The organism is Verrucomicrobiota bacterium, from assembly GCA_016200005.1.
In the GTDB taxonomy this organism is placed as follows: Bacteria; Verrucomicrobiota; Verrucomicrobiia; order Limisphaerales; family PALSA-1396; genus PALSA-1396.
The window spans coordinates 1-16642 of record JACQFP010000069.1; the positions used below are offsets into that span (position 1 = coordinate 1).

The following is a 16642-nucleotide window of genomic DNA, read 5'->3' on the forward strand; positions in this document are numbered from 1 at the left end:
CAGACTCACGTTGCCCGCGTCCCCGCCCAGCTCGCCGCTCAACACCACGTTGTTCGAGTTGATCGTCGCCCCCGTGTTGCCGTCATACACCTTGTTGTTGGCCGCCAGACCCGACACCACCGTCACGCTCTTGCCCGTGATGTCGGCCAGCGTCGTGGGTTGCGTCAGCGTGTAGTTGCCCGCATCCGCGCCGCTCAACCCCAGCCCCGCCACCTGCACCGTCTTGTTGGTGCCCACGTTCTTAGTGTCAAAGCTCCCGCTCGCGTTGCTCAACACCAGGCTCACGTCGGGCGAACCAACCACGCCTACAAGTGTCGCGCCATTGGTGTCAATGGTGGCGGTATTTGTCCCGTCGTAAGCTTTGTTGGCGGCGGTAATACCAGCGACGGTTAGCTCACCTTGCTCGACCGTCAGTACGAAGCTGTCATTTGTCGTCAACACTCCATCGCTTACGGTTATGGTGATGGTCGCCGAACCGATCTTATTCGAAGCGGGAGTAATAGTCACCGTGCGGTTTGAATCCGAGCCGCCGAAGACAACGTTGTTCGTCGGAACCACAGTTGGATCCGATGAACCGGCCGTCAGCACCAGATTCGACGCCGCTGTTTCCAAGTCACCGATCACGAACGGAATCGCGGCGGTTGGCACATTTACGGTGGTGGTTTGATTGGATATATCGCTGATCGTCGGTGGTGTGCCTTGCGTGTCGGTCGTAATTGCCAGGCTCCAGCCACCGCTAATCGAGCCCGCTCCGCTGCCCGTGGGATCATTGAACACATACAACAGCCAGTCGCCGTTGGGCGACACCCCGTTGAACGCCGCATTGGTCGTCCCATAGGGCCCGCCCGGTGCCGGCGACGGAAAGGCATCGTGCCCAGCATCCAGCGGCCGATAGGTGCCGGTCAGAATCGCAAAGGGACTGGGCGGCAGCACGTACTCGGCGGCATCGTCCAGCGTCACCGTAATGTTGCTGACAGTTCCTCCACCGACATGAGCGAAAAGCACCGCCTTCTGGCCAGCCGGTGAAACTAACAACATTTCCAAGTCATGGGGCGCCGAGTGATTCATACCCTTGAGCGTGAGGGTCAGGTTCGTGATCACCCCCGCCAGCCCAGACACGTGGTTCGTGGAGGGATACGGGCTCGCCGCAACCGCGGTGGGTATCGCGAGGGCATTTGTGTTGTCGAAAATCGCCGTGCCAGGACCAGGCAGACTCACCGTGAGGTTGAAATTAGTGCTGGTGGTGTTCACCGTGTCGCTCACCGATATCGTGAGCGTAGCAGTCCCCGTCTGCCCATCCACCGGCGTCACTGTCAGCGTCCGGGTGGTGCCGTTGATGTTGAAAAACACGATGTTGGTGTTCGGCACCAGGTTGGTGTTCGACGAACTCCCGCTCAGCGTCAGGTTGTTCACCGGGGTATCGGTGTCGCCAACGGTGATATTAAATGGCCCCACTGACCTCCCCACCAACGTCGCCTTGTCCGCAATCGCCGAAATCGTCGGTGGCGCGCTCGCCAAAACCGTCAATGTCCCTGAATCCGTCGAGGTCAATACTCCCGAGGTCACATGAACCATTGCACTTCCCCCAACGTGGCCCGTAAAGGTTGCACTCTTGCTGTTGCCAGCCACCACCAAATCGCTATTGATCACACCACCCGTGACATTTGTCAGTGACCAGGAATCCGCCGCTACATTCGCTACGAAGTTGTTGGAAGCATCTCGCGTAATGGCATAGACTGTTATTGAACTGTTCGGACTGATGTTCTGCGCCGGCACCACTGTGCCACTGCCGTTGGCTGCCGTCTCCACCCGAACCTGGGTCGGCGGCGCGTTGACCGTCAGCACGAACGTGTCCGTCGCGCTGTCCACGCCGTCGCTGACCGTCACCGTGATGGTCGCTGTGCCCGTCAATCCTGACGCCGGCGTCACCGTCACCGTCCGGTTCGCCCCGCTGCCTCCCAAAACAATGTTGCTTAACGGTACTAGCAAGGTATTCGATGAATTAGTGGTGAACGTCAGGCTGTTCAGATCCGTGTCCGGGTCACTGACTGTGAACGAAATCGGCCCCGTGCTGGTGTCCATAAAGATCGTTTGATTAGGGATGTCGCTGATCGTGGGCCCGGTTCCGACTATATCGGTCGTAATTGCCAGGCTCCAGCCTCCGCTAATCGAGCCCGCTCCGTTCCCAGCGGGGTCATTGAACACATACAACAGCCAGTCGCCGTTGGGCGACACCCCGTTGAACGCCGCATTGGTCGTCCCATACGGCCCGCCCGGTGCCGGCGACGGAAAGGCGTCGTGCCCAGCATCCAGCGGCCGGTAGGTGCCGGTCAGAATCGCAAAGGGACTGGGCGGCAGCGCGTACTCGGCGGCATCGTCCAGCGTCACCGTAATGTTGCTGACGGTTCCTCCACCCACATGAGCGAAAAGCACCGCCTTCTGGCCAGCCGGTGAAACCAACAACATTTCCAGGTCATGCGGCGCCGAGTGATTCATTCCTTTGAGCGTGAGGGTCAGGTTCGTGATCACCCCCGCCAGCCCGGACGCGTGGTTTGTGGAGGGATAAGGACTCGCCGCAGCCTGGTTGGCAATCGTGATGGCATTGGTGTTGTCGAAAATCGCCGTGCCAGGACCGGGCAGACTCACCGTGAGGTTGAAATTGGTGCTGGTGATGTTCACCCCGTCGCTCACATTTACCGTGATTGTAGAAGTCCCCGTCTGCCCATCCACCGGCGTCACTGTCAGCGTCCGGGTGGTGCCGTTGATGTTGAAAAACACGATGTTGGTGTTCGGCACCAGGTTGGTGTTCGACGAACTCCCGCTCAATGTCAAACTCCCTGCCGCCGACTCCGCGTCGCCAACGGTGATATTAAATGGCCCCACTGACCTCCCCACTAACGTCGTCTTATCCGCAATCGAGGAAATCGTCGGTGGCGTGTTTCCGGGCGCCGCGCTGACCGTCAGCAGGAATGTGTCCGTCGCGCTGTCCACACCGTCGCTCACCGTTACCGTGATCGTCGATTGGCCTGTCAATCCGAACGTCGGCGTAACCGTCACCGTTCGATTGGCCCCGCTGCCTCCCAACACAATGTTGCTTAATGGTACCAGCGCTGTATTCGATGAATTCGTGGTGAACGTCAGGGTGTTCAGATCCGTGTCCGGATCGCTGACGCTGAACGAAATCGGCCCCGTGCTGGTGTCCAACGGGATCGTTTGATCGGGGATGTCGCTTATCGTCGGCGCCGTGCTGGTTGCGACCATCAGACTCCATCCCCCCACGATGGATCCGGTGTTCACCGCCTGATCGTCATATACATACAATGACCATGTGCCGTTGGCTGACTGGCCGTTGAAGGTGGAAAGCGCCACCCCATCATACGGTACGGCGGGTGCAGGTAGTGGAAACGAGCCAGCGCCGGGGTCGTAGTCAGCCGGCCTAAGTGGTTCGGACCAGAGATCGAAATCTGCCGGGAGCGGAAAAAATGAAGCATCCGTCAAAGTCACTGTAACGCTGTTGTTACAGCTTCGCTCATTACCGCTGATTTCCCTGAAAATGACCGCACTGACACCAGTAGGCCCAACCAAAAGCATGTTCACGTCCTGCACCCGCCCGTGGCTGAATTTGCTGAACGTTAAAGTCAGGTTGGTGATTGCGCCTACCGTCCCGGAGACGTTGATCGTGGACGGATATGGGCTTGCGTTTCCCGAGTCCGGAATCGTGATGGACGATGTATTAACGAATCTTGCAAATCCGGGAGGAGGAGGATTGACCGTGAGTACGAAACTTGTGTTGGTGCTGTCCCCTGTTTCAGTGTTGGTCACCGTGATCGTCGCTGTCCCGGTCTGCCCAAACGCTGGCGTCACCGTGATGTACCGCTGGTTCAATCCCGCGACCCCGAAGAAGATGTTTTCAACGGGAACCAGTGTCGTGTCAGACGAGGCGGCGCTCAACACCCCGCCCGGCGTCGTCAGATCCACATTCGTGATTTCAAGCGCCAGCGTCGGCTGATCCTCAATCAGGCTCTGATTGGGTATGGGGGCCAGCGCCGGCAACGCGAGCGTCTGCGCCACGCCGAGTACGGCGAATGCAGTCACGAACAGGAAAGCAGTAAGGGTAGTTCTTGTTGGTTTCATAGGCATAAAATTCTGAGATAATTCCGCAATCTACCGAACGCTGAGATTTATCATTAAGACAGGTCTGCGACAAAGCACTGCTCGAAGACAGCACCTACCACGTCGAGAGCACACTGCGACCCGAATACGGCGAATCTCACGTTATTGAATCTACACGATGTCACAAGGTTGTCTGTCGTGGCTGTCCCTCATTCGGTTGTAGTGGAAACCGTGGTCGGTTGTCATGGTAAACGCCACAAGCCGGGAATCTGAACGTTAATAGGCCCGAATCGAAGCTCAGATTCATTCCGCGGCGACCGGAGGTAACCAGGACACATTCATTTTCAAAGATTCTGTTAGCTCATGAAGCAATTTCATTTTTTCGACTGCTTGGGTGGGAGTCCGGTGCGTGAATGGAAGTTCCCCGAGCGAACGGCTTCACTCCCGCCAAAAGAATTGTTCGTCGATCTGCTGGGTGCGGATCAGGTATTCAAGTTGCTTGAGGCGTGTGAAGGTCCGATGTTTGAAAACCTCTGTCGGCATGTCGATTCTTTTGAATAAATCGTAAAGCTGTTGCGCGCCGCGCCGCGCGTCCCAAGCGCACTTGAAACCCGGCAGATGCTTCCGAATTTTCTCAAACGAAACCCGGTAGCTGCGATTGTCAGTGCTGGCCGGGCCGAAGGTAACGCGGCAGCCGACGAACACCTCAGACACAATTTCGGCAATCTCCTTGACCCGATAGTTGTGCGCCGTATCACCAACGTTAAAAACCTGATTGTGAACCGATTCCCGCGGAGCCTCCAGCGCTGCAATAATGGCGCGACCAATATCCAAGCCGTGAACCAGGGGTCGCCACGGTGTGCCGTCGCTGGTCATGGCGATTTCCTTCTCCGTCCACGCCAGCCCGGCGAGATTATTCAACACGATGTCGAAGCGCATCCGCGGTGAGGCTCCATAGGCGGTGGCGTTGCGCATGAACGTGGGCGAGAACCGGTCATCGGCCATTGGCTTCACGTCGCGCTCGACGAGCGTTTTGCATTCTGCGTAAGCCGTCTGCGGTTTCACGGGCGATTCTTCGTCCACAAATTCCTGATCGGACACTCCGTAAACACTGCAGGAAGACATGTACACGAAGCGTTGCACGCCAACCGAGCGAGCCAACTCAGCCAGCCGGACTGAACCCTTGTGGTTGATCTCATAAGTGATGTGTGGCGCCAACTGACCAGCGGGATCATTGGAGAGTTCGGCCATGTGGACGATCGCATCAACTCCTTGCAAATCCTTTGCCTCCACCTGCCGGAGGTCCTTGACCAGCGTTTGCGCCGTCACCGGTCCGCTCCGGTACAACGTACCCTCCTTGTAGAAGCCGGTGTCGAGCCCGATCACTTCATGACCGCGCTTCAACAATTCCGGCGCGAGTAAAGACCCCAGATAGCCATCATTACCAGTTACACAGACACGCATATTGTTTCATCGAGTTACTTTTGTTTCTCCAAATGTTTTCAGGTTTTCCAGGCATTCCATGAAGTACTCAGTCGGTTATTCCGCGGCCTCAGCGCCAGATTCGGGTTCAACGACGTTCGACAATCACCGGCTCTGTCACACGCGGCCCCTCTGGTTGCCCTCCATTAAGTTTACCCGTCACGCGGCCGACCCAATCCGAATGCTCCACATACCAGGCAACCGTCAGTCGAAGTCCCGCAGCGAAATCATGCCGGGGTTCCCAGCCCAGTTCACTGCTGACCTTGCCGGCATCGATGGCATAACGACGATCATGACCGAGGCGGTCTTTCACAAACGTGATGAGCTGTCTTGAATTCCCACCCAACCCTGGCCGCAATTCATCAACCAGATCGCAAATCTGTTCCACAATCCTCAGGTTCGGCCATTCATTGTTCCCGCCGATGTTGTAAGTCTGGCCGGAGCCGCCGCGTCGCAGAACGGTCCACAGAGCTTCTGCATGGTCCAGAACAAATAACCAATCTCGAACGTTCATGCCATCGCCGTACACCGGGATCGGACGGCGATTGAGCGCACTTTGAATGACCACAGGGATGAGTTTCTCCGGATACTGGAAGGGACCATAGTTGTTTGAGCAATTAGTAACGACCGTCGGCAAGCCATAGGTGTGATGGTAGGCACGCACAAGCATGTCGGACGCGGCTTTGCTCGCGGAGTAAGGAGAATTGGGCGCATACGGAGTTTCCTCGGTGAACTTCCCGGTCGCGCCAAGGCTTCCGTACACCTCATCCGTGGAGACGTGATGGAAGCGCCGCGCTTCACAGTTGCCAGACCAGAACGCGCGACAGGCCTCAAGCAGATTGAACGTGCCGATCACATTAGTTTGGATGAAATCGTCCGGGCCGGCAATGGACCGATCAACGTGCGATTCAGCAGCAAGATGCGACACGTGCGTGATCTTGTGGCGTCGCACGACGTTCTCGACGCCGGCTTTGTCGCGCAGATCAACCTTCTCGAAAACGTACTTGGGATGCCCTTCGACATCACTCAAATTTTCCAAGTGGCCAGCGTAGGTCAGGCAATCTAAATTGACGAGCCGGTCAATCTCCGGTTGGTCGATGATGTGCCGGATCAGATTTGATCCGATGAATCCCGCGCCGCCTGTCACTATTAGGTTCATATTGCTTTAGTGGCTTTGCTGTCCTGGCTCGCCTCGGGCTGCCAGGTTGCGAGCGCTTCCCTGAGCGCCTCCTGCACCGGCCGCACCCGGACTCCAGTCGCCAAGAGCTTGCTGACATCCAGAAGGCAGTTGGAACGCGGTGCCCTTGCGCCCAAGCGGTAAAACTCTTCATCATCGGACCAGAACGCGAACTCGCGCTGCGGGCGCAATATCTCCTGGATCAGCTTGATGGCGTCGGTGGCCGACACTGCCCCCGGATTCGTGACGTTGTACGTACCGGTTGGCGCCTGGCGCTGCCAAAGGTCCAGGCAGGCCCTCGCGAAATCTCCACGATGCGAAAGCGAATTGATGTTGTCGTAGATTCGAGGGTAGCGCAACAGTTTGGAAATGTAGTTTCGCGAGTTGTCGAATTCGTCGAAGGGAATCCGCAAACGCCAGATATATCCACCCTCCAGGGACGCCAGCGCTTCTTCAGCCAGCGCTTTGGTCCCGCTATAGAAGCTGCACGGCGGACTGCGGAACGAAAAGTTGGATGGATCGGTTTCGACAAATCCGCGAAAGCGATCAGGTTCGTTTCTGAACAGTTCACGAAGGTGAGGTTGGTTCAGGTTGCGCTCAACAACCCACTCGCCATCTCTCAAGACCTTGCCGCCCGAATAAATACAGCCCGACGAAATATGCGCCCACGGCACGCCCGCCGCCACGCAGGCTTGCGCGACCGTCACTGGAAGCAGCGTGTTTCCCTGGAGGGTATCTGCCTTTTGGTCCTCGCAGGCATCCACATTGGGACGTCCGGTGTGGCCCGCGGCATTGATGACGAACGTTGGCTTGCGCGATTGCAGGAATTCCAGCAAAACGCTGAACTTCGTATAATCGAGTTCCGCACGGGACAACGGCAGCAGCCAGAACTTGCGCAGCTTCAATTCGTTTGCAAAGGCCTGACCGATGTATCCGCTGGCTCCTAAAAGAAGTACCATAAACCTAAATCCATCTTCAAACCGCCGCCGATTCCGTCACCACGCCTTGCAAGTAAGCCCGATATTCGCAGTCGGGCATGGTCTTCACCAAGGTTTCAAAATCCAGCCGAGAAATGAATCCGCGCCGGAACGCCGCTTCCTCCGGACAACCGATCTTGACACCGGCGCGTTTCTCAATGGTTTGCACAAAGGCCGACGCGTCGTGCAAACTGCTGCTCGTGCCCGCGTCCAGCCAGGCGAAACCCCGGTTCAACTTGAAAACGCGCAACTGCTTTCTCCGTAGATACTCCACGTTGACATCAGTGATCTCCAACTCGCCGCGGGCTGAGGGTTTGAGCGCCTTGGTGATGGAAACGACTGCGTTGTCGTAGAGATACAATCCCGGCACCGCGTAGTTGCCTTTCGGCTGCTTGGGCTTCTCCTCGATCGAGATCGCGCGGCCCCGCTCGTCGAATTCCACCACGCCGTAGCGTTCCGGATCGTTCACATGGTAGCCAAAAATAATTGCGCCATCCCGAAACTCCGCGAAGGCTTTTTGAAAAACATCTCCGCCGTAGAACAAGTTGTCGCCCAAGATCAACGCAACTGGATCGTCACCGATGAAACTTTCTGCCACCAGAAAAGCCTGCGCAATGCCCTGCGGCTTGGGCTGCTCGCGATACTCAATCGTCAGTCCCCATTTTCGGCCATTGCCCAGTAACATCTCGAAGCGGGGCAAATCATGCGGGGTCGAAATCAGGCAAAGCTCGCGCACGCCACCCTCGATCAGCGTGGTCGGCGGATAATACACCATCGGTTTGTCATAAACCGGCTGGAGCTGTTTGCTGGCAACGAGTGTCAGCGGAAATAACCGGGTTCCGGCACCGCCCGCGAGAATTATGCCCTTCATGATTTTTGAAATTTGAACATCCGGCTTCCTCGATCGAAGTATTCGTGAAATCCGAAAGGATGCTTCGCGTCTTCGACGAATGCAGCGTGCGAAGGTTTTGGTGAGAAGATTATTGACCTGAAGACGTTTTAATGGTCGGCACCCTATTGTCCGTGCCGGTTTCGTTGACTCTTTCAAGCCAGATCTCTCGCCAGTACGAATCGATGCTCCGAGGACAGAACATTCTGCAAGCACTGTAACGAGCCTGACAATAAACTCCTTCCAACACAATCGATTCAGTCTTCATCTTGACGAGCTTTCCCGTCCTCTCATCTAGAATCTTGCTGACACGCCTGGCAACGCGGTAGGTGCCCCCGCAATAGGGGACAGCCTCGGCATCAAAATATAGGCCGCGATTCTTGCTGGCTGTGTCAAGGGTTGCCAAGATCTTCTTATGTGATTTCACACGAACCAGTTCCCCGGGTTGCAGGTTGAGCGTGCCGCCAGGTGTCCGCTGGCCGGCGGGTATACTGCCGCTCTTCCTGGGAAATGGTGTGCCGCGCCAAAGCGGATGGAATTTATCATAGAACCAACGCATTATCCGGCCCAGCCCAAGACCGGCGATGCTCAAATTGTAGTAGCGCGAATAAATCAGTCCTTTCACAACCCGCCAAATCCCGACATTGCCGGAGCTGTAATCTTCGGCGTATTGCCGGAGATCCCACCAGGATAGCGGCGTGGTCGCATACGGCAATCGCGTTGCCTGACATACGTAAGCAGGGTCTTGCTCATCTTGCCTCCCGGGCACGCGGGTCCCAGCCCACACATTTTGTTCTGTACAGCCTCCATTTTCATCAAGCGCGACATGCTCAGTCGCTCCTGTGGAAGTTGGCGGTTCTTGCTCGGTTACGTCGGCGTTGACCCGCTTCAACCAGGCCTCCTTCCAGAAGATAAGACAACCGGCCTGGCAGCCACCGTAAGCCTGGCCATCGCACCGAGTTTCCAAATGGACTGCTGCCGCCATTCTTCGACCGCGTACGGGAAAGACGGTATCGCAGGTTTTGTGCGCTCGTTTAAAAACTCTGAATCGCCGGCCGCAGTACTGGAACATTTGCGGCATGAACGGCAATCCCTCCAACTGCCCACGCCGGTCAAGCGTCTGCAAGATTTCTTCCTTGCTGCGAACTTCGACCCATTCCCCAACGTGCAATTGTAAACTTTTTGGCATTTATTTTTGTTTCAAGAAAGATCCAAAGAATTACGCGACGCTCCCACGACGCACTCCTTCAACCTGGTTCTGAGCGCGAGTTTGTTTCTAAAATTGGCGGCCGCCCGGCGACCTTCACGCGAATACCAGACGGCGAAACAAGTCAAGTAGCACAAGAGTCGTTCACTCTGGGGCATTGAACTCCGACTGATGGAGCGTGCAAATTCAATTCCGAGGTGGAGTCGTGGTGAAAGAAATCGCCTGTGCGTCCTCCGCGATGGATCAATCCATGCCTGAAAGTCCGTCAAGTTTTTGTTGGCTTTAATGGATATTCCCAAATGAAATCGTTTTTGAAAGAGTACCTCAGGGATTTGCAGGATTTCACCACGCAACGCGATTTCCGCAAGCAATACGTAATCCGATGCAATAAATGCGTCGATCAGACGCGTTTTTTTCAGGACATCCCTGCGGAACAGACCATTCTGAGCCGGCGCCCATTCGACCGTCCGCAGCACATCAGCCAGGCGCTGGTGCGGTCGCGGACGGCGCGTGTTAAGCTCTTCAACCACGTAATTTGTTTTCTTTCCTTCCCCGTCGATGACCTCAGTCCTCGGCGCCACCAATACCACTGATGACGGCGCCTGATCGAAAACCTCAACACATTTCCTCAGGAATCCTGGCAAACAGACGTCATCATGAAATTGCCATTTGAAATAAGTTCCTTTGGCCTGCTGGAAAACCGCCTTGATATTATGTGCGGCGCCAAGATTCACATCAACTCGGGAGTAACGGACGCGCTCATCGCTTTCGGCATACCGCCGGCAGATCTCCGCTGTGGCATCCGACGAAGCGTTGTCCGAGATGATTAATTCAAAGTCCCTGTAGTCCTGCTGCAGGATGGAATCCACGGCGAATCGAAGATATTTTTCTCCGTTATACACGGGCAATCCGATACTGACCCTTGGAACATGCAGGCCCATTCTAAACAGGTTTTGTCTCCTTACCCAGAGTGCGCTGAAAGATCTGATTTATTAAATCCCGGTATAACCCCGCTTGCTTCATAACGACCAAGAGAACTCCCAAATAAACCGAAAAGACAATTCCAAGCCCTAATATCAGGCGCGGGATAGCCGGCAAAAGAGCCCCAAAGGCCATCTTGAACGCCAAACCGCACGCCGCTGCGAATAGCCCGGCCAAAAGCGGTTTTCTCGAGGCTTGCCAATAAGTTCTTGCGGTAATTCCCGTGTCGTGGATTGCCCAAGCCAAAATCGGCACCAACAAAGTACACATGGCCGCAGAGTATCCCACGGCGACCCCTTTCGGTCCATACCGCATTCCCAATGCGATCCCTAGGATCACCGTCGGGCTTATCACTAGGGCCATTTTCAGGCTTCGGCCCGCCCGGCCGGTCGCAATCAGAAACCATCCGAATGGATTAATCATCGCGAATACGATTATGGCGGGTGTGAGCAGCCACAGGATCGGACCCGTTTCCACCCATTTCGGTCCAAGCAGGATCTTGATGAGTTCATCTGAAAAAAGGGCGGAGACCAATGTGACCGGAATGCTTAAGGATAGCAGCACGGAATACCCTTTCAGAAAGGAGCGACAAAGGCGTTCGGTGTCGGATTGGATCCGCGAGAGCGCGGGGAAAGCAACAGAGTGCATAGAATTGTACAATTGCTGAAGCGGCAGGTTGAGCAACTGATAGGCTCTTCCATACAGGCCCAGCGCCGCCGCCCCCCAAAAACGGCCCAGCAGGACCTTCTCCGCATTGTAGCCCACATAGACGACCAATTGATTGAGGGTAACGGTTCCTCCAAAGTGGAGCATGGAGCGAACACCGCATCCGCGGCTTGGTTTGCCGGGACGCCAGGGAACGGCAAACCACAGGCCAAAACTCTGGATGCAGGGACTGCAGAGGGCCATCATTACTAACGACCAATAACCAAACCCGCGCGCGGCCATCGCAATGCCCAATGCGGAACTGAAAACCACCGAGGAAATGTTAATCTTTGCTATCGTGCCATAGCGCATATCCCGCACAAGCAAGGCCCCATGCTGCATCGAGACGCTGTTGAGAAGAAATGCCGACGCCGAAAAAATGGTGATCCAAAACAAGCGAGGCTCTCCGTAAAAAACGACCAGAGCCGGCGCCAACGCCATCCCAAGCGTCGTCAATCCCACCCCAACGGCGACATTGATCCAGAAAAGAGTCGAGAGTTGCTTGTGCGTGATCTCCTCACGTTGGATGGTTGCCGCGCCGAGACCAAGATCTCTGAAAAGTCCTAAAACTCCGGTCATGGCAATCACCATTCCCTGCAGACCAAAATCTTTGGGAGACAACAACCGGGCGAGAACCACGGTGGACACGGTCTGGAGCACAAAACTCACCGCTTGGTTGATCAGGGTGAGCATTCCGCCTCGAACGGATTTTCCCTTCAATTGATCGGGGTTGATGCGCGCAAATGTCGCTTCAGGTATGGTGCGACTCAGCCTGTCGCCCAGGAGAGCATTCGTGGTACCTGGCTGCCCGTCGTCATTGTCGTTAACCAGTTGATTGGTCATCATACTTTCCCTCAGGCCACCGACGGCATTCCAAAGTCATCGTGAAACAGCATTTCTTCCGTGCGTTGAGGATTCGTGCCGTGTCAGAGTGTTGCCCCGATCTGTTTCTGCATTCGAAGGGCGAACCGTCCCGGTTGCCAGCAATCTGGTAACGCCCAAATGCATGGGGATCCAGTACTGTTGGAATGGCCACTACTGCATCGGACGGAGACAGTCCACGCTCCGAAACTCATCAGTTCTTTTTGGAAATACGCCCTCAAAAGTGCCAAATCAATGAACGACTTCCTTGGCACGGCAACAAAGGGAGACGCGAGCTCGACATGGATGAACTTGACCTGTTTTACGAGCAGCATTTTGTCAAGCCCTTGCGTGAGTAATTTCGCGGACGCCGACGTTCAACACAAAAATGCCTGCCCATTTCCATGTCGAGGACGTAACTCATTTCCCAAGCAGGACATCCTTCGCTATCGAGATCCGCGGGAGGCTGAATAATTCTTCTCAAGTGCAACTTCACCCAGTGCCAAAACCATTTCAGCCGCGGATTTCCGATATCCTTATGTTCCCAATGATAGGCTATGTAGGCTTGCGTTCGTCCGTATTTGCCGGCTGCGGCCAGCCATTGCCTGCGCTTAAGCCGGTCCGCCGCGGGCTGATGAGTCACCGTCGCATTTTCGACATATCCAATCTTGAAACCAGCCTCGACTAATTGCAGGCCGAACAGTGATTCTTCATTGAGCAGACCAGGAGATCCAGGACCCAACTCCGTGTCGAATGCCGGCACGCGTTCCAGGACCGACCGGCGAAAGCCCATGTTGGCGCCGATCAACCCGACCTGCCCATGGAATTGCCGATCAACCACGGCCAAAAAAACTTGATGCCAGGCGGTCAACCACGGCTTTATCAGATTCTGTGCCAGCACTACCTTCCCCACTACCGCGTCAGTTTGGCCCCGCAGAAGCGGTGACACCATTTTTTCCACCCAATCTTCAGGCACGGATACATCGTCGTCGGTGAACAAGAGAAACTCCCCGCGGGCTTTCGCCATCGCAGCGTTGAGCGCATTGCTCTTTCCCTTTCTCCCTTCATACAAGTATCGTAATGTCATGTTTAGGAGCGTGACGCTTCGCGCCACCTTGCCTGTGTCATCCGTTGAAGCATTGTCAACTAGAATGACCTCGACCTGCCAGCCTGCGGGAATCTTAACCTTTCCAAGGCCTTCCAAAGTCGGCTGCAAGCTGGCTGCGCGGTTGCAGGTGCAAATGATGATGGAAACGGACAAGTCGGATCTCATGATGAAATGCTCGGAATCGGATCGGTGTTGCCCCGGCTGGACTCCAGTCTCAATCATATCTGAGATTTTGAGAATTTGGTGCGATAAACGGATTGCGCGTTCCAATATGATGGAAGAAATCGAATCAAATTGAACCATCGCGCCACAACCAAGGTGATACCTACAATGAAAAGATCCGGTCTAAAAGGTTTGAGCAGGTACTTACAGCATGACTTTGCCCATTGAAGTTGACCAACAACAAATACTTTCCAGTAGATGGTCCACCATGGTGAGGGGCTTTTCACATACTTTCGATACTTTTCCGGGCTCTTGTGATAGAGCAGGAATTCGCTTTCAAGACCGCGAACCCAACGTGCGCGTTTCATGAGTTTGTCACGCCGGGGCGGGTGAATGATGTGTACTTCTGGTACGAAAACCATTTTACCGAGATCCTCGACACGCCAGGCCAAATCTGCATCTTCGTCATGCGCGAATTTGAATGACTCGTCGAAGCCTCCGACCTTATCAAACGCGCTCTTGAGATAGGCCGCATTACAGGTCGGCATTGAGGTAAGACAAGGCTTGAGGATTTCAATCTGATGAGTTAGTGGTGTTCGGGCCAGCCGATCGGTTGTCGTTTGGCCCTGTAACCCAACCGCTCCAGTACACTCGAACGCTCGGACCAATTGTTCCAGCCAGTCAGGAGCAGCGAGGCAGTCATCATCCGTAAAGGCCAGGTATTTCCCGCGCGCCAGACGAGCGCCGGCATTTCGCGCCGCACCTGGGCCGCGGTTCTTCAGATCCAGGATTTCCAGATTCCGAAAACCACCCTTGAGTTCACGGAGCATGTCCACTGTCCAGTCCGTTGAGCCGTCGCTGACCACGATTACTTCAAACTGATCCGCAGAAAAAGTCTGCTTTGCGAGCGACTCAAGGAGCCGGCGGAGCGATTCCCGCCGGTTAAAAGTAGCCACCACCACTGAAATCGTCGGACCACTCGAGTCTGACAAAGCGCCGTGATTCTCTGCGTCTCTGACGTTGTTCATCGTGATCTTCTGCAACCTCTGAATGTCCCGTTGCGGAGGCACAATTGCTTCAATTCCGGGCTGAGGTGTTATTCTGCCCTTCGCCAGCAACTTTTCGCAGGACTTTTCTGATCAGGTCACAGCAAACCGATTTGAGGGCTTTCTTGATGAGCCACACCTTGCGTGCCAGTGACATACGATCAAAGTCTGCGTATTGCTCAAGGAATCTCGGATGCACGATCGAAAGTGGGAATGCATTGTGAAAGTCATCGACTTCGCGATTTTGGAGATGCGCGTACGCACTATACCTATCATGCTTGATAAAGAGCAGTATATTCTGCGCATACCACCAGCATACACGGTCATTCGACCATACTCTTCTGCGAACATAGTCAAGAACATCGTAGCCGTTTTTGCGAAACAGATTCACCCAATAATCCGGCCATTGCTCGTTCAAATGGATGTTCTTGATCCAAGCCTGTCCTGGAACTGCTGCGGAGAATACCACGACATCGCCGAGTCCAGTCAGTGTGCGAACGAACGTTTCAGCGCATGTCGGAGGTAGATGTTCAGCAGTTTCAAGTGACAGGACGAGATCGAACCGTCGAGGCAATCGAAGCGGCTCCGCCAAGTCATGCGGCATAAACACATCCTTGGGAACGAGAAGCATTCCTCGATCAACGTAATCTCCGTCAATGCCCAGAACATCCGTCATCCCATGTGATAGAAAAACCGACAACCAGGTCCCGACTCCGCAACCTACGTCAACGACGCTCCGAGGCCGTAGATGCTGGATAAGATCAGGAACGATTGCTTCCGCTGATCTCAGTGAGGACGCCGCTTGGTTTTCAAAAAACTCTCGGCCGTAATATGTACTTGGCATGTTCTTAATCTCTCCTCATCGAAATATAGTATCCTCAAGCATATCAGTACGATGTTTTGTGACATCCGCACGATTATTAACCTCAGCACTTTTTTGCCGACCGATAGCACTTAATCACGAGAGTCGGGACGACGGAATAAACGAGCGGCTTATAATACTCGGGCGTGAGCGGATGCAGGCGCGCACAAGACCACGCGGTTCGGATCGCATTGCTCGCCTTCCTGTCGGCTTTTTGGTCGAGGACGCTTTCCATGAAGTGCGTCACGACCCCATGTTCCCGCCCATTGAAGGCCTTCTCTTCGCGGGCTTGTAGCAAGGTTGCGCTGCACACGTTGCTTCCTCGCCTGTTCAAAGCACGCTCCAGCACTATTCCAACCCCTTTTCGCCTTCGCATTGGGTCGGTTCGTGTGTTCGAAGTGGGGCTTATTCGATAGCTGTAAAGGCACTCCCCGATCACCAGCATTGGGAAGGTTTCCCCCACCCGGAGAATGTGATCCCAGCCTGCCCCTACCTGCAAGGTTTCCTCGAACTCAAAACGCCCGGCCAATGACCATCGGAACATCGCTGTGGGATCGTGAGACGGCATCCGGAAATCCTGAATGTCGTTCCTGCATTCCTCGATACTCTTGTGGCGATACCTCGGCGCCATGCGTTTTTCGTTTAGTATGATGTCGTAGCCGGTGAACACGGCTGCCAGACTTGAGTCTTCCAGGAACGGCCTCACCTGACGCTCGATTCTTCGCAAATCACTCAAATCATCGGCGTCCTGAATGGCGAAGAACTCACCGGATATCTGTTTTAAGGCATAATTCAGAGTCGCCGCTCTCCCGGAATGCTCTTTCCGAAGGAGACGGATGCGCGAGTCCGTCAAATCCTCAATCTCGCCAAGGCATCCATCCGTGGAGCCGTCATCCACAATGAGGACCTCCAAGTTCGTGTACGTTTGGGCCAAGACGCTCTTTAGCGCCGGCCTCAAATAACTCCCGGCGTTGTAAACGGGTACGAGGATGCTGACGAGTGGATGATGCATCACATTGGACCAGTTCCGGTCGCAGAAGTGCTACGCCTCAGTTGCAAAATAGGAACGACA

The 16642-nt window shown here is 55.0% G+C and carries 12 protein-coding genes; all 12 read right to left on the reverse strand.

Annotation, left to right across the window (positions count from 1 at the left end; genetic code table 11):
• A partial coding sequence (locus HY298_23325; GenBank protein MBI3853192.1) for a hypothetical protein occupies positions 1–4134 on the reverse strand: 4134 nt, incomplete at its 3' end.
• A 417-nt stretch (positions 4135–4551) separates the two neighbouring features.
• Positions 4552–5577, reverse strand: a complete 1026-nt coding sequence (locus HY298_23330; GenBank protein ID MBI3853193.1) for an SDR family oxidoreductase — start codon at positions 5575–5577, stop codon at positions 4552–4554.
• Between the two features lie 106 nt (positions 5578–5683).
• Positions 5684–6754, reverse strand: coding sequence for a dTDP-glucose 4,6-dehydratase (gene rfbB, locus HY298_23335; GenBank protein MBI3853194.1), 1071 nt, complete (start codon positions 6752–6754; stop codon positions 5684–5686).
• On the reverse strand, positions 6751–7731 hold the full coding sequence (locus HY298_23340) for a sugar nucleotide-binding protein (GenBank protein MBI3853195.1): 981 nt from the start codon (positions 7729–7731) through the stop codon (positions 6751–6753). The genes rfbB and HY298_23340 overlap by 4 nt, the downstream gene beginning before the upstream one ends.
• 16 nt (positions 7732–7747) lie before the next feature.
• Positions 7748–8620, reverse strand: a complete 873-nt coding sequence (rfbA, locus tag HY298_23345; GenBank protein MBI3853196.1) for a glucose-1-phosphate thymidylyltransferase RfbA — start codon at positions 8618–8620, stop codon at positions 7748–7750.
• Between the two features lie 109 nt (positions 8621–8729).
• Positions 8730–9827: a hypothetical protein gene (locus HY298_23350; protein MBI3853197.1), complete on the reverse strand. Its 1098-nt coding sequence runs from the start codon at positions 9825–9827 to the stop codon at positions 8730–8732.
• An 11-nt stretch (positions 9828–9838) separates the two neighbouring features.
• Positions 9839–10786, reverse strand: a complete 948-nt coding sequence (locus HY298_23355) for a glycosyltransferase family 2 protein (GenBank protein ID MBI3853198.1) — start codon at positions 10784–10786, stop codon at positions 9839–9841.
• A 1-nt stretch (position 10787) separates the two neighbouring features.
• Complete coding sequence (locus HY298_23360) at positions 10788–12374, reverse strand: lipopolysaccharide biosynthesis protein (GenBank protein MBI3853199.1); 1587 nt, start codon at positions 12372–12374, stop codon at positions 10788–10790.
• A gap of 340 nt (positions 12375–12714) precedes the next feature.
• Positions 12715–13665, reverse strand: a complete 951-nt coding sequence (locus HY298_23365; GenBank protein ID MBI3853200.1) for a glycosyltransferase family 2 protein — start codon at positions 13663–13665, stop codon at positions 12715–12717.
• Positions 13666–13718: 53 nt separating this feature from the next.
• Entirely contained in the window at positions 13719–14705 is a 987-nt protein-coding gene (locus tag HY298_23370; protein ID MBI3853201.1) for a glycosyltransferase, read from the reverse strand.
• Positions 14706–14739: 34 nt separating this feature from the next.
• Entirely contained in the window at positions 14740–15552 is an 813-nt protein-coding gene (locus HY298_23375) for a methyltransferase domain-containing protein (GenBank protein ID MBI3853202.1), read from the reverse strand.
• An 82-nt stretch (positions 15553–15634) separates the two neighbouring features.
• Positions 15635–16582: a glycosyltransferase family 2 protein gene (locus HY298_23380; protein ID MBI3853203.1), complete on the reverse strand. Its 948-nt coding sequence runs from the start codon at positions 16580–16582 to the stop codon at positions 15635–15637.
• Positions 16583–16642: the final 60 nt, after the last annotated feature.

Excerpts from the sequence above, each read along its gene's own strand:
- HY298_23350 (MBI3853197.1), bottom strand. The coding sequence starts at position 9,827 with ATGCCAAAAAGTTTACAATTGCACGTTGGGGAATGGGTCGAAGTTCGC.
- HY298_23330 (MBI3853193.1), bottom strand. The coding sequence starts at position 5,577 with ATGCGTGTCTGTGTAACTGGTAATGATGGCTATCTGGGGTCTTTACTC.
- HY298_23365 (MBI3853200.1), bottom strand. The coding sequence starts at position 13,665 with ATGAGATCCGACTTGTCCGTTTCCATCATCATTTGCACCTGCAACCGC.
- HY298_23360 (MBI3853199.1), bottom strand. The coding sequence starts at position 12,374 with ATGACCAATCAACTGGTTAACGACAATGACGACGGGCAGCCAGGTACC.
- HY298_23340 (MBI3853195.1), bottom strand. The coding sequence starts at position 7,731 with ATGGTACTTCTTTTAGGAGCCAGCGGATACATCGGTCAGGCCTTTGCA.
- HY298_23375 (MBI3853202.1), bottom strand. The coding sequence starts at position 15,552 with ATGCCAAGTACATATTACGGCCGAGAGTTTTTTGAAAACCAAGCGGCG.
- rfbB (MBI3853194.1), bottom strand. The coding sequence starts at position 6,754 with ATGAACCTAATAGTGACAGGCGGCGCGGGATTCATCGGATCAAATCTG.
- HY298_23355 (MBI3853198.1), bottom strand. The coding sequence starts at position 10,786 with ATGGGCCTGCATGTTCCAAGGGTCAGTATCGGATTGCCCGTGTATAAC.
- rfbA (MBI3853196.1), bottom strand. The coding sequence starts at position 8,620 with ATGAAGGGCATAATTCTCGCGGGCGGTGCCGGAACCCGGTTATTTCCG.
- HY298_23380 (MBI3853203.1), bottom strand. The coding sequence starts at position 16,582 with ATGCATCATCCACTCGTCAGCATCCTCGTACCCGTTTACAACGCCGGG.